Source organism: Pseudomonas sp. K8 (assembly GCF_014889455.1).
In the GTDB taxonomy this organism is placed as follows: Bacteria; Pseudomonadota; Gammaproteobacteria; order Pseudomonadales; family Pseudomonadaceae; genus Aquipseudomonas; species Aquipseudomonas veronii.
Genome location: NZ_VJWO01000018.1, coordinates 18,695 through 38,578, shown reverse-complemented (window position 1 = coordinate 38,578; position 19,884 = coordinate 18,695). Strand labels below are relative to the sequence as shown.

The 19,884-nt window shown below is 62.1% G+C and carries 15 protein-coding genes; 6 read left to right on the top strand and 9 right to left on the bottom strand.

From position 1 onward, the window contains the following. Nucleotides 1-69 precede the first annotated feature (69 nt). Nucleotides 70-771: a VacJ family lipoprotein gene (locus INT12_RS14880; protein ID WP_193040125.1), complete on the top strand. Its 702-nt coding sequence runs from the start codon at nucleotides 70-72 to the stop codon at nucleotides 769-771. Between the two features lie 123 nt (nucleotides 772-894). On the opposite strand, the gene INT12_RS14875 is transcribed toward INT12_RS14880, so the two are convergent. The 7 genes from INT12_RS14875 to INT12_RS14845 form a co-directional block, all read right to left on the bottom strand. Beyond that, nucleotides 895-1,650, bottom strand: coding sequence for an ABC transporter ATP-binding protein (locus INT12_RS14875; RefSeq protein WP_017847952.1), 756 nt, complete (start codon nucleotides 1,648-1,650; stop codon nucleotides 895-897). After that, nucleotides 1,644-2,705: a FecCD family ABC transporter permease gene (locus INT12_RS14870; protein ID WP_046383977.1), complete on the bottom strand. Its 1,062-nt coding sequence runs from the start codon at nucleotides 2,703-2,705 to the stop codon at nucleotides 1,644-1,646. The genes INT12_RS14875 and INT12_RS14870 overlap by 7 nt, the downstream gene beginning before the upstream one ends. Further along, nucleotides 2,702-3,871: an ABC transporter substrate-binding protein gene (locus tag INT12_RS14865; protein ID WP_193040116.1), complete on the bottom strand. Its 1,170-nt coding sequence runs from the start codon at nucleotides 3,869-3,871 to the stop codon at nucleotides 2,702-2,704. The genes INT12_RS14870 and INT12_RS14865 overlap by 4 nt, the downstream gene beginning before the upstream one ends. A 20-nt stretch (nucleotides 3,872-3,891) precedes the next feature. Beyond that, entirely contained in the window at nucleotides 3,892-6,267 is a 2,376-nt protein-coding gene (locus tag INT12_RS14860; protein WP_193058897.1) for a TonB-dependent receptor, read from the bottom strand. Nucleotides 6,268-6,381: 114 nt separating this feature from the next. Next, the gene (locus INT12_RS14855) at nucleotides 6,382-7,359 is read right to left on the bottom strand and encodes a FecR domain-containing protein (RefSeq protein WP_193040893.1); all 978 of its coding nucleotides are present in this window, start codon (nucleotides 7,357-7,359) and stop codon (nucleotides 6,382-6,384) included. Continuing rightward, nucleotides 7,360-7,875: a sigma-70 family RNA polymerase sigma factor gene (locus INT12_RS14850; protein ID WP_026140148.1), complete on the bottom strand. Its 516-nt coding sequence runs from the start codon at nucleotides 7,873-7,875 to the stop codon at nucleotides 7,360-7,362. A 135-nt stretch (nucleotides 7,876-8,010) separates the two neighbouring features. Next, nucleotides 8,011-9,255 carry an MFS transporter gene (locus INT12_RS14845; RefSeq protein WP_193040894.1) on the bottom strand — a complete coding sequence of 415 codons (1,245 nt, stop codon included), beginning with the start codon at nucleotides 9,253-9,255 and terminating at the stop codon, nucleotides 8,011-8,013. Between the two features lie 116 nt (nucleotides 9,256-9,371). Here INT12_RS14845 and INT12_RS14840 point away from each other — a divergent pair, with 116 nt between their 5' ends. The 4 genes from INT12_RS14840 (at nucleotide 9,372) to INT12_RS14825 (ending at nucleotide 15,626) form a co-directional block, all read left to right on the top strand. Continuing rightward, complete coding sequence (locus tag INT12_RS14840) at nucleotides 9,372-11,582, top strand: TonB-dependent receptor (protein WP_193040895.1); 2,211 nt, start codon at nucleotides 9,372-9,374, stop codon at nucleotides 11,580-11,582. A 183-nt stretch (nucleotides 11,583-11,765) separates the two neighbouring features. Further along, nucleotides 11,766-13,028, top strand: a complete 1,263-nt coding sequence (locus tag INT12_RS14835) for a serine hydrolase domain-containing protein (RefSeq protein ID WP_104903486.1) — start codon at nucleotides 11,766-11,768, stop codon at nucleotides 13,026-13,028. Nucleotides 13,029-13,144: 116 nt separating this feature from the next. Next, nucleotides 13,145-14,482 carry a hypothetical protein gene (locus INT12_RS14830; RefSeq protein ID WP_046383971.1) on the top strand — a complete coding sequence of 446 codons (1,338 nt, stop codon included), beginning with the start codon at nucleotides 13,145-13,147 and terminating at the stop codon, nucleotides 14,480-14,482. 40 nt (nucleotides 14,483-14,522) lie between these two features. Further along, nucleotides 14,523-15,626, top strand: a complete 1,104-nt coding sequence (locus INT12_RS14825) for a polyamine ABC transporter substrate-binding protein (RefSeq protein WP_017847942.1) — start codon at nucleotides 14,523-14,525, stop codon at nucleotides 15,624-15,626. Nucleotides 15,627-15,652: 26 nt separating this feature from the next. Here the strand turns inward: INT12_RS14825 and INT12_RS14820 are convergent, their stop codons facing one another. Together INT12_RS14820 and INT12_RS14815 are read right to left on the bottom strand one after the other, a co-directional pair. Further along, nucleotides 15,653-16,264, bottom strand: a complete 612-nt coding sequence (locus INT12_RS14820; RefSeq protein WP_017847941.1) for a TetR/AcrR family transcriptional regulator — start codon at nucleotides 16,262-16,264, stop codon at nucleotides 15,653-15,655. Between the two features lie 98 nt (nucleotides 16,265-16,362). After that, nucleotides 16,363-18,135, bottom strand: a complete 1,773-nt coding sequence (locus tag INT12_RS14815) for a sigma-54-dependent Fis family transcriptional regulator (RefSeq protein ID WP_193058896.1) — start codon at nucleotides 18,133-18,135, stop codon at nucleotides 16,363-16,365. A gap of 270 nt (nucleotides 18,136-18,405) precedes the next feature. Between INT12_RS14815 and INT12_RS14810 the strand changes: the two genes are divergently transcribed. Beyond that, nucleotides 18,406-19,881, top strand: coding sequence for a benzaldehyde dehydrogenase (locus INT12_RS14810; protein WP_193041100.1), 1,476 nt, complete (start codon nucleotides 18,406-18,408; stop codon nucleotides 19,879-19,881). Nucleotides 19,882-19,884: the final 3 nt, after the last annotated feature.

Here is a 19,884-nt window from a genome sequence, read left to right as displayed (position 1 = left end):
CACACAATCGCCGCGATGGAACGGCTGGCGCGCGTCAAATCGGCTGACTTCATTCAATGGGAAATCAACATGCGTGCATCTCGTTCCACTTTAAGCCGTTGCGCTCAGGTACTGACCTGCGCCAGTTTCATAACGCTTTCAGCCCTTTGCCAGGCGGATTCCGACAAGGACCCGTGGGAGCGTATCAACCGACCCATTTTCTCATTCAATGACACGCTGGATACCTACGCACTGAAACCCCTTGCCCAGGGATATCAATTTGTCACCCCGCGCATTGCGCAAGACGGCGTGCATAATTTTTTCAACAATCTGGGGGAGGTCAAGAACCTGGCGAACAACTTACTTCAAGCCAAGTTCTATAGCGCCGGGGTTGATACGAGCCGCTTCTTACTCAACAGCACCATTGGCCTGGGAGGATTGGTCGATGTCGCGACGCCCATGGGGCTGCAGCGCAATGACGAAGATTTCGGTCAAACCCTCGGTTACTGGGGGGTAGGTAGTGGTCCTTATCTTGTGCTGCCGCTCTTGGGGCCCAGCACACTTCGCGATGCGCCGGCCATCTTTCCCGATATCTACGCCAACCCGGTTCGTTACATCGGCGACGTTCCGACGCGTAATAGCCTGTACGGCCTGGGCATGATCGACGGACGCGCTCAATACATGAAATCTGAAAAGCTCATCACCGGGGATAAATACAACTTCATTCGAAGTGTTTATCTGCAACACCGGGAGTTCAAGATCAACGATGGAAACATAAAGGACGACTTTTGATCAGCGCGGTTCGACCTCGGGATCAAGTTACCCGTTGACACTATCCGGATGCGCCGCCCATCGAAGCCCAGGCACTGATGGCCGGCGCGGCCGTGGAATAGCAGGCTGGAGTGCTCGCGGCCCTCAAACAATATCGTCGATCAGGATATGAGGCTGCCCGCGACTGCACTGTTCAATGCGCGCCTGGACCTTATACACAGTGCGCAGCATCTGTTCTGTAATGACCTCACGGCTCGCGCCACTGCCTTGTGCGGTACCGTCCGCAATCACCAGCACCTGATCGGCAAAACGTAACGCCTGGTTCAGGTCATGGATGGCGATGAACACAATGACCCGACGCCGGCGGGCCAATGCCTGCATGAAGTCCAACACCTGGACCTGGCGGTGCATGTCGAGGGCGCTGGTGGGTTCGTCCATCAACAGGATCTCCGGCTCGCGCACCAAGGTCTGCGCGATGGACACGAGCTGTTGCTGCCCGCCGCTGAGTTCGCCGAGGTTGCGAAAGGACAGGCCGGTGATCCCCAGCGCCTGCAATATCTCGTCGACCAGCGTCAGCTCATCATCGTGGACGACCCAGCCGGGCGACAGTTGTTTACGTGCCAGAAGCACCGATTCGTACACCGTCAATCGAGCGCTGCCGTTCAAGCCCTGCGGCATGTAGCTGATGCCCCGCACGCCCTTTTTCGAGCCCTGCAGAATCACCCGGCCGGGGCCGTCGATCAAGCCTGCCATACGCTTGAACAGAGTGGACTTGCCGGCGGCATTGGGGCCGACCACCGCGACCACTTGGCCACCCATAAATGCGCCGGTGGTGACACCGCTGATGATCGTGCGCTGACCGTAGCGGGCACCAAGGTTCTCCAGCTGGATCGTCACCATGAGTTTTTCTTCCCGCTGAGAATCAGAGATATGAAGAACGGCACGCCGATCAACGATGTGACCACGCCGATCGGAAAGATCGCGCCCGGAATCAGGGTCTTACTGACCACCGAACTGACGGACAGAATCAGTGCGCCGGTCAGCAGCGACGCCGGCAGGAAGAACCGCTGGTCTTCACCAATCAACATCCGCGCAATGTGCGGGCCGACCAGCCCGATAAAGCCGATGGTGCCGACGAAGGCCACGGGAAACGCGGCGAGCAGGCTGACCATGATCAACGTCTGAAAGCGCAGGCTGCGCACGTTGATACCAAAACTGGCGGCCTTGTCATCGCCCAGCCTCAGGGCTGTGAGGGCCCAGGCGCGCCTGGCGAAAATCGGCAGGGTGACCACGATCACCAGGCAGATCACTCCGAGTTTGGGCCAGGTGGCTTTGGTCAGGCTGCCCATGGTCCAGAACACCACGGCCGCCACGGCTTGCTCGGTGGCAAAAAACTGCACCAGGGCCAACAACGCGTTGAACGTGAACACCAGGGCAATGCCCAGCAGCACGATGGTTTCAGCGGTGACACCGCGGCGCATGCTCAGGAAGTGGATCAGCAAGGCAGAGAGCATGGCCATGACGAACGCGTTCACCGGCACCATGTACTGTGCCGCCAATGGGAACAGGGCCACGCCAAACGCCAGGCCCATGGCCGCGCCGAAGCTGGCGGCGGCAGAAATGCCCAGGGTGAAGGGGCTGGCCAGCGGGTTGTTGAGGATGGTCTGCATCTGCGCGCCCGCCAGTGATAATGCCGCGCCCACGGCAACCGCCATCAGGGCGACAGGCAGGCGGATATCCCACATCACCACGCGCACCTGCGCCGAAGCGTCGTCCGGCGAAAACAGTGCGCCGAGTACTTCGCGCAGGCTGTAACTCGCCGGGCCCAGGGCCAGGTCAAGCAGGACACTGCAGAGCAGCAGCGTCATCAGCCCGGCGAGGATCAGCCGCTTGCGCAGCACCAGGCGACGGTAGGTCTCGCGCTGCACCACCAGGGTGTCGCTCGGTGCGCTCATGGCTTGACCTCGGGGGTGCGCAAGCTGACGAAATAGCCCGGCTCGTAAGGTACCGGCAGAAACCGCTCGTGCAGCTCGCGAAAGGAGGCCTCGGGGTCCAGGTCGGCAAACAGCGTGGGATGAAACCATTTGGCCAATTGCTGGATGGCCACGAACTGGTAAGGGCTGTTGTAGAACTGATGCCAGATCGCATGAAAGGCCTGGTTGTCCTGCGCCTTGATCCCTGCGTAGGCTGGCCGTTGGGTGTACCAGGCCAGTTTGTGCCGGGCTTGCGTCATGTCGGCGCCCGGGCCGACGCCGACCCAATGGCCGCCAGGGGCGAACGCCTCCCAGTTGGCGCTGGTGACTACCACCTGCGCCGGGTTGGCGACGATGACCTGTTCGGGATTCAACTGGCCGAAGGTGCCGGGGATAATGCCTCTGGCGATATTGTCGCCACCGGCCATGTCGACAAAAAGCCCGAAGTTTTCGTTGCCGAAGCTCAGGCAGCAATCGTCCGTGTAACCGCCGATGCGTTCGATAAACACCGCGGGGCGCACAGGCTGCTGCGCTGCGATCACGTCGGTCACCCGGCGGATCTGCCGGTTGCGAAAATCAATGAAAGCCTCGGCACGCGCTTCTTTGCCCAACAGCCGGCCGAACAGGCGCATGGTCGGCTCGGTGTTCTGCATCGGTTGATTGCGAAAGTCGACGTACACCACCGGTATGCCCAGGGCATCGAGCTTCTCGATATAGCGCGCATCCTCGGTGGCATGCTGCGCCTCGATGTTGAGGATGATCACGTCGGGGTGTTGGGCGATCGCTTGTTCGATGTCGAAGGTCCCGTCTTCAAAACCGCCAAAGGTGGGAATCCTGGCAATGGCGGGAAATTTGCGCAGGTAGGCTCCGTAGGTGTCCGGGTCCGACTGGATCAGATCCTTGCGCCAGCCGACGATGCGTTCGATAGGGTTTTGCGTATCCAGGGCGGCGACCAGGTACAGCTGGCGACCCTCCCCGAGAATCATCCGCCTGACCGGCAGATGGACCTTGACCTCGCGGCCAAGCAGGTCGGTGACGGTACGGCGCGCGGTATCCGCCTCGGCGGCGGGGGCGGGCAGTGAAGCCCCGAGCAAGCCAGCCACTAACAGCGCCGCGAAGGCGTGGCTGCGTCGAACGATGGTAACCATGGTTAAAGCCTTTGCAGGTGTCAGAAGTCGACCGTGGCCGAGAGTAAAAGCGTGCGTGGCGAGCCCTGGGAAAACGCTCCATAAGAGGCGACACCCGACCAGTACTCGCGATCGAACAGGTTTTGCACCGTGGCGCGGAACGTTGTCGGCCGCTGTGCGATACGCGTGGTGTAACGTGCGCCGAGGTCGATGCGAGTCCAGGGATCCAGTTGTTGGCTGTTGGCCTGGTTGACGTACTGGCGGGCGGTATAGATCGCGCCACTGGTGAACGTCAGCCCCTCGACCCAGGGGATGTCCCATTCGGCCCAGAGGTTGGCTTGTACATCCGGCACGCCGACCGGGGTGTTGCCCCGGTTGGCGGCAATGCCGGTTTTGGTCAACTGCGCATCCAGCAGCGTCACCCCCCCGAGCAGGCGCGCGCCTGGGGCGACCTCGCCAAACAGGTTCAGCTCGATGCCCCGATTGCGCTGTTCGCCTTGCACCGAAAACGTCCCGCCCGACAACTCGCCGCTGGGCTTCTTGATCTGGAACAGCGCCAGGGTCGACATGAACGTGCCGTAGTCGAGCTTGACCCCGATCTCCTGCTGCCGGGAAACGTAAGGGGCGAAGATCTGGCCTGCATTGGCGGCGTTGGCCGGGGCGACGTCGCCCTTGCTCAGGCCCTCAAGGTAGTTGTAGTAGAGCGACACATGGTCCCAGGGTTTGACCACCACCCCGAACAGCGGCGTGGTCTTGCCTCCGTCATACGACGTGCTCAGCGTACCGGAGGCGTTGTAGTTGCTCGACTCAATATGCTGTCTGCGCAGGCCGAAGGTGACCTGCAGGCGTTGTTCGAGCACCGACAGGGTGTCGGCGATGGCGATGCCGGATAATTGCGTCGCGGAGACCTTTGGCGTATCCGGCTCGGCAATCGAGGGCTTGGGCTGATCGATCGGGTGGTAGATGTTCGACAGGATGACCGCGCCGGATGTGATGCCACGGGACAACTCATCGCGATAACGCGAGACTTGCAGGGCCGTGACGTGGCCGACCGGCCCGGTGTCGAAGCGTAGGCGCGTGCCCGCATCGACGGTGTAGCGCTGCACGTTGAACTTGTAATAGCCGGGTGTCGAGGCGGTGTCGCCGGCGGCGTTGAGGAGGGTTGGGGTCTGGTCGGACATGCGCGCGACAGCCGACCTGCCGCCACCGGCATGGGCGAAGACGGTCAAGGCGTCGGTGAGGTCGTATTCACCGCTGAGCAACGCGGATTTATCACGGGTTTCGGACCAGCCCCAGTCTTGGCTCACATTGGTCCGCCCATTGGCGGCGGAAGGCATCTCCACGCCCGTGTCGATCAGGAACGGTCGAGATGCCGCGTCGAACTTTTCTTGCTGGGAGATCAGGTCCAGGCTGCCTCGCAGGCGATCGGACCGGTAGTCCAGGGACACGGCACCGAGCCCGACGGCGCGCGATTGGTCGTCGATCACGGTGTTGCCTTGCTGGACACTGGCGTTGACCCGCACCCCCCATCGGCGTTCCTCGCCAAAGCGCCGGCTGATGTCGATATGGTTCCCCAGTTGCGCATCCTGGGCGTAACTGGCGGTGAACCGCGTCAAGTCTTCATCCAGAGAGCGCTTGGGCACCACATTGATCACCCCGCCGACGGCACTGTTGGGCGACATGCCGTAGAGCAGTGCGCTCGGGCCTTTGACGACCTCGATGCGTTCGGCGTATTCGGTGAACACCCGATAGTTGGAGGCCACGCCATAGACACCGTCGAAGGCCAGCTCACCGAGGTTGCCTTCGCCGACCGGAAACCCACGGATAAAAAAAGAATCGACAATCCCGCCGGTCTGCCCGGTGGCACGGACCGACGAATCGCGCTCCAGCACGTCGCCCACGGTCGTTGCCTGTTGGTCCTTGATCAGCGCCGAGGTGTAAGTGCTGACGCTGAAGGGGGCGTCCATTACATCGGTATTACCCAGCATGCCCAGGCGTCCTCCCGCGGCCACCTGGCCCCCCGGATACACCGGGGGCAAGGTCTCGGCCGGCTGGTCGTGGCCACTGATCGTGGTCTGCGCCAGGGTGACCCTGCGGAGCGCCAAGGTGTAGCTGCCGTCGTTGCGCAGCAGCATGTCCAGGCCACTGCCGGCCAGCAAATGCGCGACTGCCGCCTGGGTCGAGTAATTTCCAGAAAGCCTTGGGCTGATCAACCCTTCAGTGATCGACGGCTCGAAGGACAAGGCAATGCCGGCTTCCACGGCAAAGCTCGACAAGGTTGCGCCGAGCGGTCCGGGGGCAAGGTTGTACGCGCGCACGGTCACTGAATCCAGCTGCACCGGCGCGTCCGCCCGGGCCAAAGGGCAGGCCGCACCGATCAGGGTCAGGCTGAGCAACGCGCTGCGAATGACCGGCATCAATGGGGGGCCCTGTGGCGAGAGGAAGTGGCTGTTCCTTCATTGCCAGTTGAGATCAAAAAAAGTATCAGCCTGGCAACGCTTTATTTTTTTGCGAGGTTTGCCTTCGCGGCGTCAGGCGGGCGACAGCGTGACCCAATACCCGTTCAAATGGCCGGTGGCGAGCACCGGGTAGGTTTGCACCAGCATGTTCAAGGTGCGTTGGGTATCGCTGATCGGGAAGGCACCGGAGACGCGCAGGTCGGCAATGGCCGGATCACAGCGCACAAAACCACGACGATAACGCGCCAGCTCGGCAACGAAATCCGCCAGGCGCATCTTGTCCGCCATCAGCATGCCCTGGGCCCAGGCACCGACGTAGCGACCGGCGGCAGTCAGCGCTCCAAAGGTCTGTGAGGAAAAGTCGGTGCGCTGCCCGGCGTTGACGATCAGCGGCGCGGTTTGGCGGTTTTCGGCCAGTTCCACTTTCACTGCGCCTTCCAGTACGGCGAGCTGGGTACGCGGGCCCAGTTCACGCACGGTAAAGCGCGTGCCCAGGGCCTGCATGCGGCCCTGTCGGGTGATGACGAGGAAGGGGCGGGGGACGGAAGCGGTATCCGGTGCGGTCTGCACCAGTATTTCGCCTTCGCGCAGATGGATGAGCCGCTGTTGGCCATCAAACAGCACATCCATGGCGGTGTCGGTATTCAACGTGATGCGTGAGCCATCGGCCAGGGTCAATTCGCGTCGTTGGCCCACGGCAGTGCGGTAGTCGGACGACCATCGGCCTGACTCCACCAGCTTCCAGCTGCCCCAACCCGCCGGTATCACCGCCAGCAGCAGGGCCAATTTACCCAGGGCCGCACGCCGCTCCGGATTGCTTGGCCGATCCAGCGCCGACATCGCCAGGGAAGACGGCAAGCCGCCCAGCTTGCTTTGCAGCAATTGCGCCCGCGACCACGCGCGATCGCGCTCGGGGCTGCTGACCTTCCAGCGCTCCCACTCGGCACGCTCGTTGTCGCTCAACCCGTTGTCGCTCAAACGCATCAGCCATTCGGCGGCCTCTTCAAGCACGTCGGGATTCAGCGGTGGCTCTCTGCGCAGCGAGCGCATCTATTCGACCATCATCATGCAGTGCAGGAACGCTTGCTTCATGTAGCGTTTGACGGTGATCAGCGAGACGTCCAGTTGCTTGGCGATGTCGTCGTATTTCAGCCCGTTGATCTGCGACAGCAGGAACGCCCGCTTCACCAGCGGCGGCAGGGCATCGAGCATGGCGTCGATTTCGTGCAGGGTTTCCAGCACCATGAAGTGCGATTCAGGCGACGGCACATCCTGCGCGGGCGCATTGGCGAGTGCCTCCAGGTAGGCGCGCTCCAGCGCCTTGCGCTGGTACCAGTTGATCAGGATGCCCTTGGCCACGCAGCTCAAGTAGGCGCGAGGCTGCTCGATTACCGTGACCTGTGAAGCCAGGATGCGGGTGAAGGTGTCCTGCGCCAGATCCGCCGCATCCATGGCGTTGCCCAGTTTTCTTTTCAGCGTCGCGTACAGCCAGCTGTGATGCCCGCTGTACAGGGCCTCAATCGCGCGCAGGTGACTCGGGTGGTTCGCGGAGTGGGTTTGGCTCATGGCGCGGGCGTGCATCTAATTGAGAAGTATTCCCAATGCTAGTTGACAAGATGCTTGAAAAGCAAGGGGGGATCAGTGCCCCGCGATCGGTGCGATCCCCTGTGCTGGCGTGTCCTTCATCGCCAGGCACCCGGTTCAATCCCGACCCGCGACTTGGTGGGGTTGCTTGCCCGCGGGCCAATAACGCAGAGCGACGATCAGCACCAGCGCCAGCGCATACGCCAGGCAAACGAACAGATACGTGTAGGGCAGGCCATACGCTTGGCTGAGCAAGCCCCCGATGCAGATACCGGCAATCGAGGCAAACTGCGTGGTGCTTTGCGCGATACCCAGTACATAGCCCTGTCGGGCGCTGTCGGCGGTGGTCGAGATCAGGGCCATCAGCACTGGCGTCGTGGCACCCAGCAGTACTCCCCAGACGAAGTAGGTCAGGATAAACACCACGGGGTTGCGGGTAATGCCCGCCACGGCGGTCAGCGCGATGCAACCGATCACCACGTAAGTGATGCGCTGCAGCGTCTGGCGTAGAGAGCGCTGCTCGAAGTAGCGCGACCATGCCGTCGCCGAAAGAATGAAGCCCAGGGCCAATAGCCCGTAGCACAGGCCGACCACTGAGTGGCTGACATCGAATGTGGAACTGACGTAAAGCGAGAACGAAGTCTGGGGCAGCATTCGCGCCAACAGCAGAATCCCCATGATGCCCAACAGCGACAGCAGGGGCGAGCCACGCCAGCCGGCGCCGCTGGCCTGGGCGGGGGCAGAGGTGTTTACCGGCGTGGTTTTTTCCACGGGGGGGACGTCCGGCAGTGTCATGGCGGCGATCACCGTGCAGGCGGCACATAACACCGAGGCCACGATATTGATCCAGAAAAACGTCGCGTAATCGAGAATCAGGCCGCCGAGCACGGCGCCCAGCAACGAGCCGACGTTGGTCGAGATCTGCAGAATCGCGAACAGCCGGGCCCGGCGCGACGGGCTTTCGATACTCACGCCGTAGGCCTGCGCCGGGGCAATGTAGCCCGCGAAGGCACCCTGCAGGAAACGCAGGGCCAGGATCGCCCAGATGTCGCTGAAAAACGCCAGGCCGAGCTGGGTCAAGGACAACCCGGCGAGCGCGCGGATCATCATCAACTTGTGCCCGTATCGATCGCCGATACGGCCCCAGAACGCACTGGTCAGCATGATGCCCAGCATCGGTCCCACGTACACAGCGATGCTGGCGAAACTGAAAAGCGCCTCCGAAGAGGCCAGCTCGCGCAGGTGTACGGGCCAGAACGGCCCGCTCATTTCCATCGCGCCCATGGAGACCAGTTGGATCGCGAACAAAAGATAAACAAGGGTTCTGACACTTGAACCCTGAATGACACCTGCATGGGACATGAGACGGCCTCGGCGGATGAACCCGGTAAAAAAACAGGGAGGGATGATACTTTTTCGCAAGTCGGCTGGCATTAGGAGTGATTCCCATTTTCCTACGTTGAAAGGATCCTCTCGTCATGCCCGTTATCTGTCGTCCCTATGGTGAACGTGTGTTAACCCTCGCGATTCGGAGCGCCATGCTGAATGTCGTCTTGGTCGCATGCAGCGCCAATGCCTCGGCGGCTGCGCCACAGCCCGCAGCGGGCGACGCGTCAACGCCTGACAGCGCGCAGAGCCTGATCCTCGACACCACCACCATCGACGCCCGCGAGGCTGGCCCCACGGCATTGCCGCCGGTGCTGGCCGGCGGGCAGGTCGCCCGTGGCGCGCGCCTGGGGATGATGGGCAACAAGGATGTGATGGACGCCCCGTTCAGTGTGACCAGCTACACCGCCAAAACCCTGGCCGACCTGCAGACAGTGACGGCGGCCGACGCCCTGGAACGCGATCCTTCGGTGCGGTCCACGGGGCAGACGGGCGGTATCGTCGATTCGTTTTTCATCCGTGGGTTTGCCATCGGCGAAGGCAACCTTGGCGAGTTGGCCTATGACGGCGTGTACGGTGTGGCGCCGAACTACCGGACGTTCACCGACTACGCCGAACGCATCGAGGTGCTCAAAGGGCCCGGTGCGCTGATGTACGGTGTCTCGCCGAACAGCGGCGTTGGCGGCGTCATCAACATCGTGCCGAAACGGGCGCTGGATGAAGACCTGACGCGCTTTACCGGCAGTTACGCATCGGACTCCCAAGTGGGCGGCCACTTGGACATCAGCCGGCGCTTTGGTGAAGAAAACCAGTTTGGCCTGCGCTTCAACGGCAGCCTCCAGGGCGGCGACACCGCCGTCGATAATCAGAAGCGCGAGGTGGATATCGGGGCCATTGCCTTGGATTATCGCGGCGAGCGGTTGCGCCTGAACCTTGACTACATCAGCCAGAAAGAAAACTTTGACGGCGCCTCGCGCCCCTTCACCGTCGCAACGGGCGTCGACGTGCCATCTGCCGCCAATGGCCGCACCAGCCTGCCGCAAAAATGGGGGTGGTCGGACACCAAGGAACAGTCGACACTGCTCGGCGGCGAGTATGACTTGAGCGATGCGCTGACCGTGTTCGCCCATGCTGGCGGGGGCAAGTCGGACGTGAAGCGCCTGTCCGACCAGGTGCCCAGGATCCTCAACGACGCCGGCGATACCAGCAATATCCCGGGTTACTACAAGTTCAACGTCGACCGTTCGACCGCCGATGTGGGCCTTCGCGGGCTGTTCGCCACCGGGCCGGTGACGCACATGACCACGCTGATGGCGACCCGTTACCGGGACGAACTGTCCCGAGGCATCACCAATGGTAAGGAGATCCGCTCCAACATCTATCACCCGGTGGATACGCCCAAGCAATACCTCGACGCCCCCAAGGTGCTGCGCATTTCGGAGACGGAACTGTCCGGCGTCGCACTGACGGACACCCTGGGCATGCTGGACGACCGCCTCCAACTGACCCTCGGCCTGCGCCGGCAAGCGATCGAGTCGCGTAACTACAATGCCGCCGGGGCTGTCAGCTCCCGCAACAAAGACACTGCCACGACGCCGTTGCTGGGCGTCGTGGTCAAGCCCTGGGATGACGTGTCCTTGTATTACAACTATGTCGAGGGCTTGAGCAAGGGCGATACCGCCCCAGGCACCGCGAACAACGGCGGCCAGACATTCGCCCCTTATGTGTCCAAACAGCACGAGCTCGGCGTGAAGTATGAACACCACACGTTCATCACGACCGTGGCGTTGTTCCAGATCGAAAAACCCAGCGGCGAGCTGGGTGCCAACAATGTGTATTCCGTGCAATCGGAGCAACGCAACCGTGGCGTGGAGGTGAGCCTGTACGGGGAAGTCGCGCCGGGCACGCGCTTGATGGGGGGCGTGACGTTCCTCGACGGCGAGTTGACGAAGTCCGCCACCGCAGCCAACCGGGGCAACAAACCGGTCGGCGTACCCGACATCCAGGCCAACCTCTGGGCCGAATGGGATACCCCATGGCTGGAAGGCTTTACCTTGACCGGCGGCGCGATCTACACCGACAGCCAATACGTCAACCAGGCCAACACCCAGGAACTGGACGCCTGGACTCGCATCGATGCGGGCGCGCGTTATGCCACGAAGATAGAAGGGCGACCTACGACGTTCCGCGCCACCGTGCAGAACGTATTCGACCGTGAGTACTGGTCGGGCGTCGCCTCCTACGGCGCCTTTTCCCCGGGATCTCCGCGCACCTTGCAGTTGTCGGCCACGGTTGATTTCTGAGGTCGGTGTGGAGTGTGCTTTTCATGACGGCGAATGTGCCACGCACCGCCGGCTAACGGCTCGATGCAGCGATAGCGGAGTTAGTGTTATCGAATAAAAAGTTTTATTGACTAAATATAAATATCGGGTAATGATTTCTGCGCATCTGCTCTCATGCAGAGTCATCTCCAGGGTCATCTCCCGATGAGTCATAAAAACCCGTCTTTTCTTGCGACGCTTTACGTCGAGGCCACTGAATCGTCGTCGGCCACTTGCGCGGCCCCTTTGCTGATGCGTGGCTTTCCCGCCGAGCCGGAACACCGAGTCACGTGGCACAACTGGATGCGTCCGCCCTTCAGCCAGTGGGGGTTCCGCAACCTGGCGCGCTTGCGCCCCACCATTGACGTACCGGCGGGCCCAGGGCCGGTCGGTATGCTCAAGCAGGCTCCCAATGCGCTGGACCAGCTGTGTTTCGACAGTGAGTGTGGGCTGAGCATCAGCGTCATCGATCACCTCGAGGCCAGCCAGACCGACGCCTTTTTGGTGATGCAGGGCGACACGGTATTGTTCGAGCGCTACTTCAACGGTCAGCAGGCCTGCGACCGGCACATCATGTTTTCGGTGACCAAGTCGCTGATCGGCACCCTTGGCGAACAGCTGGTTTCCAGTGGTGTGCTCGAGCCTGGGTTACCCGTCGCGTACTACGTGCCCGAACTGGTGGGCAGCGCGTTTGGCGATGCGACGGTGCGCCAGTTGTTCGATATGGCGGTGGGCATCGACTACAGCGAGGTGTATGACGATCCCAACTCGGAGAGCTCGCAGTACGGTTACGCCTGCGGGTTTCAACCGGCACCGGCGCAATACGCTCAATTCGAGTCGTTGTACCAGTACCTGCCATCCCTCAAAAAGCGCGCCAGCCACGGTGGCTTTTTCCATTATGTGACCGCGACCACCGAAGCCTTGGCTTGGGTCATGGAGCGCGCCTCGGGCAAGGCCTGCAGCCAGTTGTTAGCAGAAATCTGGAGCCGGCTGGGCTGTGATCGCGACGGCTATTTCATGGCTGATCCCTGGGGACGTAACGTTGCCGGGGCGGGTTTCAGTGCGACGTTAAGAGACATGGCGCGCTTCGGCCGTCTGCTGGCCAACGATGGCTGTCACGAGGGGGTTGAGCTGCTGTCGCCCGAGACCGTGGCACGTATCGCCGGCGGCGGGGATCCGGCGATCTACGCGCAAAATGCCGAGTTCTCCGGCTGGACACCAGGTGCGTCCTATCGAAGCCAGTGGTACGTGTTCAACGATCACAGCCAGGCCCTGATGGCCGGTGGCATCCACGGCCAGTACCTGTTCATCGACAAGCCCTCCGGCGTCGTGATCGTCAAGCAATCGTCGCTGACCGATGCGGTCGGCCCGTTCGATGCCGATAGCGTGCGAATGCTGCGCGCTATCAGCGCTCACCTGAGTCACTGACACACCCCGAAAAATAAGAGTCTTGCGTTCTATTCACCTGGCTTTGCCATGTGTTGGCGGCGCTTTGCGTCGCCATTGACTGCCCTGTAACAACAATAATCACACAGGAGCTTCTTATGGTTTTCATCAAGCGTTTCTCTCGAGCGCTCATCGCGGTCGGCTTACCCTTGACCACCCACGTCGCGTTGGCGGGCTACACCTTTGAGGACGGCGATCTCAAGGGCGAAGTCAACCTCACCGCGGGGGGCGCGACGCTATCAACCCGCGGCGTCAACTTTGGCAGCGGCCGGGTCGATGCGCGCAACGGTAAAAATGGCGGCACCAAGATCGACTGGCAAGAGTTCTACGTAAAACCCGGGGTCAAACTCGAGTATGCGTTGCAACCCGATTTCAGCTTGCTGGCCGGCGGTTCCCTGGTCGCGGCAAGCACGTTCGGCGACGGCGATGCGGGCGGCTTTACCCGCAGTTCCGACGGCAAGGTTGCCGCTGAAGAACTGTACGGCGGGTTCCGTGCCGGTGAGTGGAAGTTCACGGCTGGCCGCCAGAACTACATGGTCGGTACGGGGTTCATCGTCATGGACGGCAACCTGGACCAGCTCAAGGACGGCGCCTACTGGCTGGGCCCTCGAACCGCCTTCAAGGATTCGGCGATCCTGGCCTGGGAACATGGCGCCTTGAAGTCTCAGGCATTCACCCTGCGCACCGACGATGACCTGGGTGATTTCCGCATGACCGGCGTCAACCTCGATTACAACCTCGACGACCAAGTGACCCTGGGCGCCATGGCCATGCGGGTCAACGCCCTGGGGCCCAAAGGCAGCACGCTGCCTCGTCGTCGCGACGGCATGCAGGTGTACAACCTGCGGGCGCTCAATGCCAAGGTGCCCGGCGTACCGGCGCTGACCCTGAATGCGGAGTACGCGTTGGAGCGCGGTAGCGGCGAGGGGGTCGATTACGATGCCAACGCCTGGTACGGCCAGGCCGACTATGCCTTCAGCACGTTGCCGTTGACGCCCGTCATCGGTTATCGCTACGCGAGCTTTTCCGGTGATGACAACCTCAGCGATAACCGCCAGAAAGCCTGGGACCCGTTGAGCAAGGGCTTCGTCGACTGGAGTACGTGGCTCGTCGGCGACGTGGTCGGCAACTACCTGCTGTTCAACAGCAACGAAAATGTCCAACAGTTCTCGCTCAAGACCCACCTCAACGAGACCCTGACCCTCGGCGCCATTCACTACCAGTTCTGGCTCGATGAGAAAAACTACATGGGCGCGGCGGTCCGCGATCGGCGCTTTGCCGATGAGAGCGTGATATTCCTCGACTGGACGCCCACGCCGTCGTTCTATACGTCGCTGTCCTATAACTGGGTCAAGCCACTGGCCGCCGCCAAGCAGGTGTTCGGTGACGACCAGACCTTCAGTGCGTTGGAACTGTATTTCACCTATCGCTATTAAGTGCCGCGAGCCTTTGCGGCCGCGCTGGAGTGTTTTTATCATGAACAGTTTTTTGCGTAATACCCTGCTGGGCACAGTCGCTTCGTTGTTGATCAGCGGTTTTTGTCTGGCCGAAGAACGAACCGTAAGGATCTACAACTGGATCGAATACCTGCCGCCGGAAGTGCTCAAGAGCTTCCAGGAAGAGACCGGAATCCGCCCGATCTACGATGTATTCGACAGCGCCGAAACCATGGAGTCCAAGCTGCTGACGGGAAACTCCGGGTATGACGTGGTATTCCCGGGCACCGCCAACCTGGGGCACCTGATCACCGCCGGTGCCGTCCAACCGTTGGACCGCGCGCAGTTGCCGAACTGGCAGCACCTGGACCCCGAGTTCATGAAATCCCTGGAAGCGGTGGGGGACACCGGCAATCGCTACGCCGTGCCGTACCTATGGGGCACCACATTGATCGGCTACAACGTCGACAAGGTGCGCAAAGCCCTGGGCGCCGACGTGCAGATGAACAGCTGGGACATCATCTTCAAGGAAGAAAACCTCGCCAAGCTCGCCAGTTGTGGCGTGGGTTTTCTCGACGCCGGCAACGAGATCCTGCCGATTGCCTTGCACTACAAGGGCCTCGACCCCAATAGCCAGAAGCGTGAGGACTATGCGCAAGCCCAGGCCGTGATGATGAAGATCCGCCCTTACGTCACTTACTTCAACTCGTCGCGCTACGGCATGGACCTGGCCAACGGTGATATCTGTGTGGGCGTGGGCTGGTCCGGCGGTGTCGCATTGGCCACGCGACTGGCAGATGCCGCCGGCAAGGGCGTCAAGGTCGAGATGGCACTGCCCAAGGAAGGCGCGCCGATGTGGGCGGACGTGATGATGATCCCGGCCAATGCGCCCGATACTGCAGAGGCCCATGCGTTCATCAATTACATCCTGCGCCCGGACGTGATTGCGCGCATCAGCAACAAAATCGGCTACCCCAACCCGAACAAGGACGCCACTGCGCTGGTGGACGCCAGCATCCGCAACGACCCCAACATGTATGTGCCGGAGGAAGCGCGCAAGACCCTGTTCGCCCTGGAGCCGATCCCGGCCGCCGTGGAGCGCATCCGTACCCGCACCTGGACCGCCATCAAGAGTAACCGCTGATCGGTATGGCCTGACCCCGTAATGGGTCAGGCCTGCATGCCGTAAAACAGCAACTCGGTGATGCGCCTGACCTGGGTAGAGTGCGCGTCGATATCCGGGTGTTCCTGGTTCACCAGTCGGAACAGTTGCAGGTGCGAATAGTCGTTCAACAGGAACGCGGCCAATTCCACATCGAGCTGCGGACGCAGCTTGCCAGCCCGTTGCAATTCCCGCAGCAATTCGCTGATTTCGGCCCTGAGCGCATCGTTCATGGCCCGATAGCCTGCCGGCAGTTCATTGTTGCCACCGAAGAGAATCAGCGGCAGCAGTTCACGCCACAGGCTGGGGTGCATGACTTCCAACGCATAGCCGGTAAGAAGGCGTTCCAGGTGGCAGAGCGCCTCGACCGGGTCGTCTATTTCGTGGATCCGGCTGCGGGTGTCGATGATCGCGCGTTGATCGGCGTGGTGCAGGATTTCCAGGATGATTTCCTGCTTGTTGCCGAAGTACTTGAACACCGTCGGCGGCGACACCCCGGCCTGGCTGGCGATCTGTTCGATGGTGGTGTTCTGGAAACCCTGGCGTTCAAACAGTTCGATCGCGGCCTTGCTGATGGCTTGCCGGCGTTCGGCTTTCTGACGTTCACGCAGTCCGCTCACAGGAGATCCTTGTCATGAGTAAAAAGAGGGGCGCTTGTCGCCCCGGTATCCCTGCAAAATACTTAATTGGGTAAAGCTTTTAAAGCACTAATTGCCATTCAAGGGGTTTGCCGCTGATGCTTCTTCAATCGGTAGGCAAATTGAGCGCGGCTGAGCCCCACGAGCCTGGCGGCGGCGGCCAGGTTGCCGGCGTTTTGTTGCAGCGCTTCATTGATCAGGCGCGATTCAAGGCCGTCGATGGAAAACCCCTGGTCCAGCTGGCCAAGGGTGTCCAGCAGTGCAGGGCGGGGCGCTGTGGTGGTTAGCTGCGGCCCGCTGTTTGACAGGCTGCCGTGGTCGTCCAGGCCATAGGGATCGGCGGGCATCGGCTCGTTGCGAAACAGGTGCACCAGGTCAATCGCTTGGCCTTCGTCACTGGCGATCAGGCCGCGTTCGATCAGGTTTTGCAGCTCGCGCACATTGCCCGCGAAGTCATAGCGCAGCAAAACCTTCAGGGCGCGCATGGTCAGGCCCGCTGGCGTTCGCGCGTATTCCTGGCAGAAGCGTGTGAGGAATGCGTTGATCAGCAGCGGGATGTCGTCCCTGCGTTCGCGTAGCGGTGGCAGGGCGATGGGGTAGACATTCAGCCGGTAGAACAGGTCTTCACGAAACGTACCGTCAGCCACGGCTTTACGCAGGTCGATATTGGTGGCGGCGACCACGCGCACATCCACCTTGATACCGCGCACGCCGCCGACCCGTTCGACTTCCCGTTCCTGCAAGGCCCGCAGCAACTTGCTCTGCCCGCCCAGGCTGAGGCTGGTGATTTCATCCAGGAACAGCGTGCCGCCCTGGGCCCGTTCGAAACGCCCAGGGCGCGAGTGCGTCGCGCCGGTATAGGCACCGCGTTCGACGCCGAAGAGTTCGGCCTCGATCAGGTTATCCGGAATGGCGGCGCAATTGAGCGCCACGAACGGGCCGTCATGGCGGTGACTGAGCTGGTGCAACTGGCGCGCAAACATCTCCTTGCCCACCCCGGACTCACCGCTGATCAACACCGTTGCCGGGGTCAGCGCGACGCGTTGCAGGGCTTGTGTCGCGGCGTTGAACGCCGCGCTGGCGCCCACCAGCGTTTGCGGCGGTTTGGCCCTGGCGCTGTGGCTCACCGGGTGCTCGGGCGTGGGCGCGAGCGTGGTGCTGGTGACGGCTTGGGACACATTCAGGTAGCGCAGGTCTTGCTCGACGTCACCCCATTGCTCGGCCGTCTTGCCGATCACCCGACAGCTGCGGTGGCCCATGCCACGGCATTCCACTTCGCGGAAAATCACCATTTGCCCGAACAGGCCACTGACGAAACCGATGGCATAGCCGGTTTCAGTCCAGCACACCGGGTCCTGGCCGATGCCGTAGGCGCGCACATGCTCATCGGCCTCGCAGGAGTGGTGCCAGAGGAACTCACCTTCATAGAACCCCGAATCGGCATCGAACTTGAAGTGCAGCGGCTCGACCTTGGTCATGCCCTCCAGGGTGTGCAGGTGTGTCCCTGCGCGAAACACCGCGGCGGCATCGGCCTGTGGCCAGCGCTCGCGTATCAACCGCGCATCCCGCGCGCCGGAGGCATAACCGGTGCGGGTGAACAGGCCGCGCGCCTGCTCCAGGCCCAGGCGTTCGATGACCTCCCCGCGCAGGGCGCCGAACGACGAACTGTGCAGCAACAACATGCGTTGATCGTTGAGCCAGATACGCCCGTCTTCGGGAGAAAAAAACAGGCAGTCGGTCAGTTCCGCCGGTGTGGGCGAGCTGCCGGCGCTGAGTTGGCGGCTGTCGCCGCGCGGATGGAAGGCCGCGTTGGCCACCCGGTCGTCGGGCAGCGCACTGGGGGGATTAGTCATTGTTATGCCCCTGCAAAGCGAGTGAACGATATGAGTAACTGCTCAGATAGTTATTAAACATAACCTTATCAATTGAACAAGTGGCAGGGCCCCGGTTCTTGCAGGCAACCGCTCGGTGGGGTGTGAGCGCAGCGCGGCGGGCCGCGATCCAGAGCCGTCGACGTGTTACGTCAGCAGCTTTGCGCGCAAGCGGCACAGCCTTTGCTCAAGGCTTGATGCGGCGTTTGCACCCTGTGCAGGCGATGACAATTACAAGAACTCGGAGTTGCCATGTCAGTGTCTGAAACCACTCACTTTCTACAGCGGGCCATTGCGTCCGAATGCCTGTTCAACGGCGATTGGATACCCGCCTCGGGGTCCGTGATCCCAGTGATCGAACCCGCCACCGGCGAACCCCTGATGCGCTGCGCCATGGCCACCCCGGCCGACATCGCCATCGCCTGCCGCAACGCGGCCCTGGCGCAGCCGGCATGGGCTGCATTCGGCCCTCGGGAGCGTGCCGAGGTGTTTCGCAAGGCGGCGGACCTGGCTCAGCAGTCCTTCGCGGAACTGGCGCTGTATGTCGCGCGGGAAACCGGCGGCGCGTTGTTCAAGGGTGAACACGAAGTGCGCGAAGCGATAGTGCTGCTGCATCAGGCGGCGGGGCTGTTGTCCCAACCGCACGGGGTGGTGCTGCCCAGTGAAGCCGGGCGCCTGTCCTATGCGCGGCGTCAGCCCCATGGCGTGGTCGGGGTGATTTCGCCGTTCAATTTTCCGCTGATCCTGTCGCTGCGCTCGGTGGCGCCGGCGCTGGCGGCGGGCAATGCGGTGGTGCTCAAGCCCGACCCGCAGACGCCGGTCAGTGGTGGTTTTCTCATCGCCCGGCTGTTCGAAGAGGCGGGTTTGCCCAAGGGCCTGCTGCAGGTGTTGCCCGGCGCTGCGCCGGAGGGGGAGGCGCTGTGCCGCGATCCGAATGTGCGGATGATTGCGTTCACCGGATCCACCGCGGCGGGGCGCAAAGTCGCTGAAGTGGCGGGGCGACACCTGAAAAAAGTCGCGCTGGAACTGGGCGGCAAAAACCCGCTGATCATTCTCGAAGACGCCGACCTCGACCTGGCCGCGAGCAATGCCGCCTGGGGCGCCTGGATGCACCAGGGGCAGATCTGCATGGCGACCGGCTTGATTCTCGCCCATGAATCCATCGCCGAACGCCTCACGCGCAAGTTGGTGGACAAGGCCCGGGCGTTGACGGTGGGCAATGCCGCCCGGGGTGAGGCCGCGCTCGGCCCATTGATCAACCAACGGCAATTGCAGCGCGTACACGCAATCGTCAGCGACAGCCTGCAAGCGGGCGCGCGGTTGGAGGCGGGCGGCGAATATGACCGGTTGTTCTACCAGCCCACCGTGCTCAGTGGCGTGCGTCCGGGGATGCGCGCGTTTGAGGATGAAATCTTCGGCCCGGTGGCCACGGTGGTCAGCTTCGCCACGGACAAGGAGGCCATCGAACTGGCCAACCGCACCGAGTACGGCCTGTCGGCCGCCATCATCTCGCCGTCGGTCGGGCGCGCCATGGCCATCGGCGAGCGGCTTGACTGCGGCCTGTTGCACATCAACGACCAGACCGTGGCCGACGAATGCATCAACCCGTTCGGCGGGCGCGGCGCCTCCGGTAATGGCGGCAGCGTGGGCGGGCCGGCCGACTGGGACGAGTACAGCCAGTGGCAGTGGGTCACGCTGAAAAATACACCGCCTGCCTATCCGTTCTGAGCC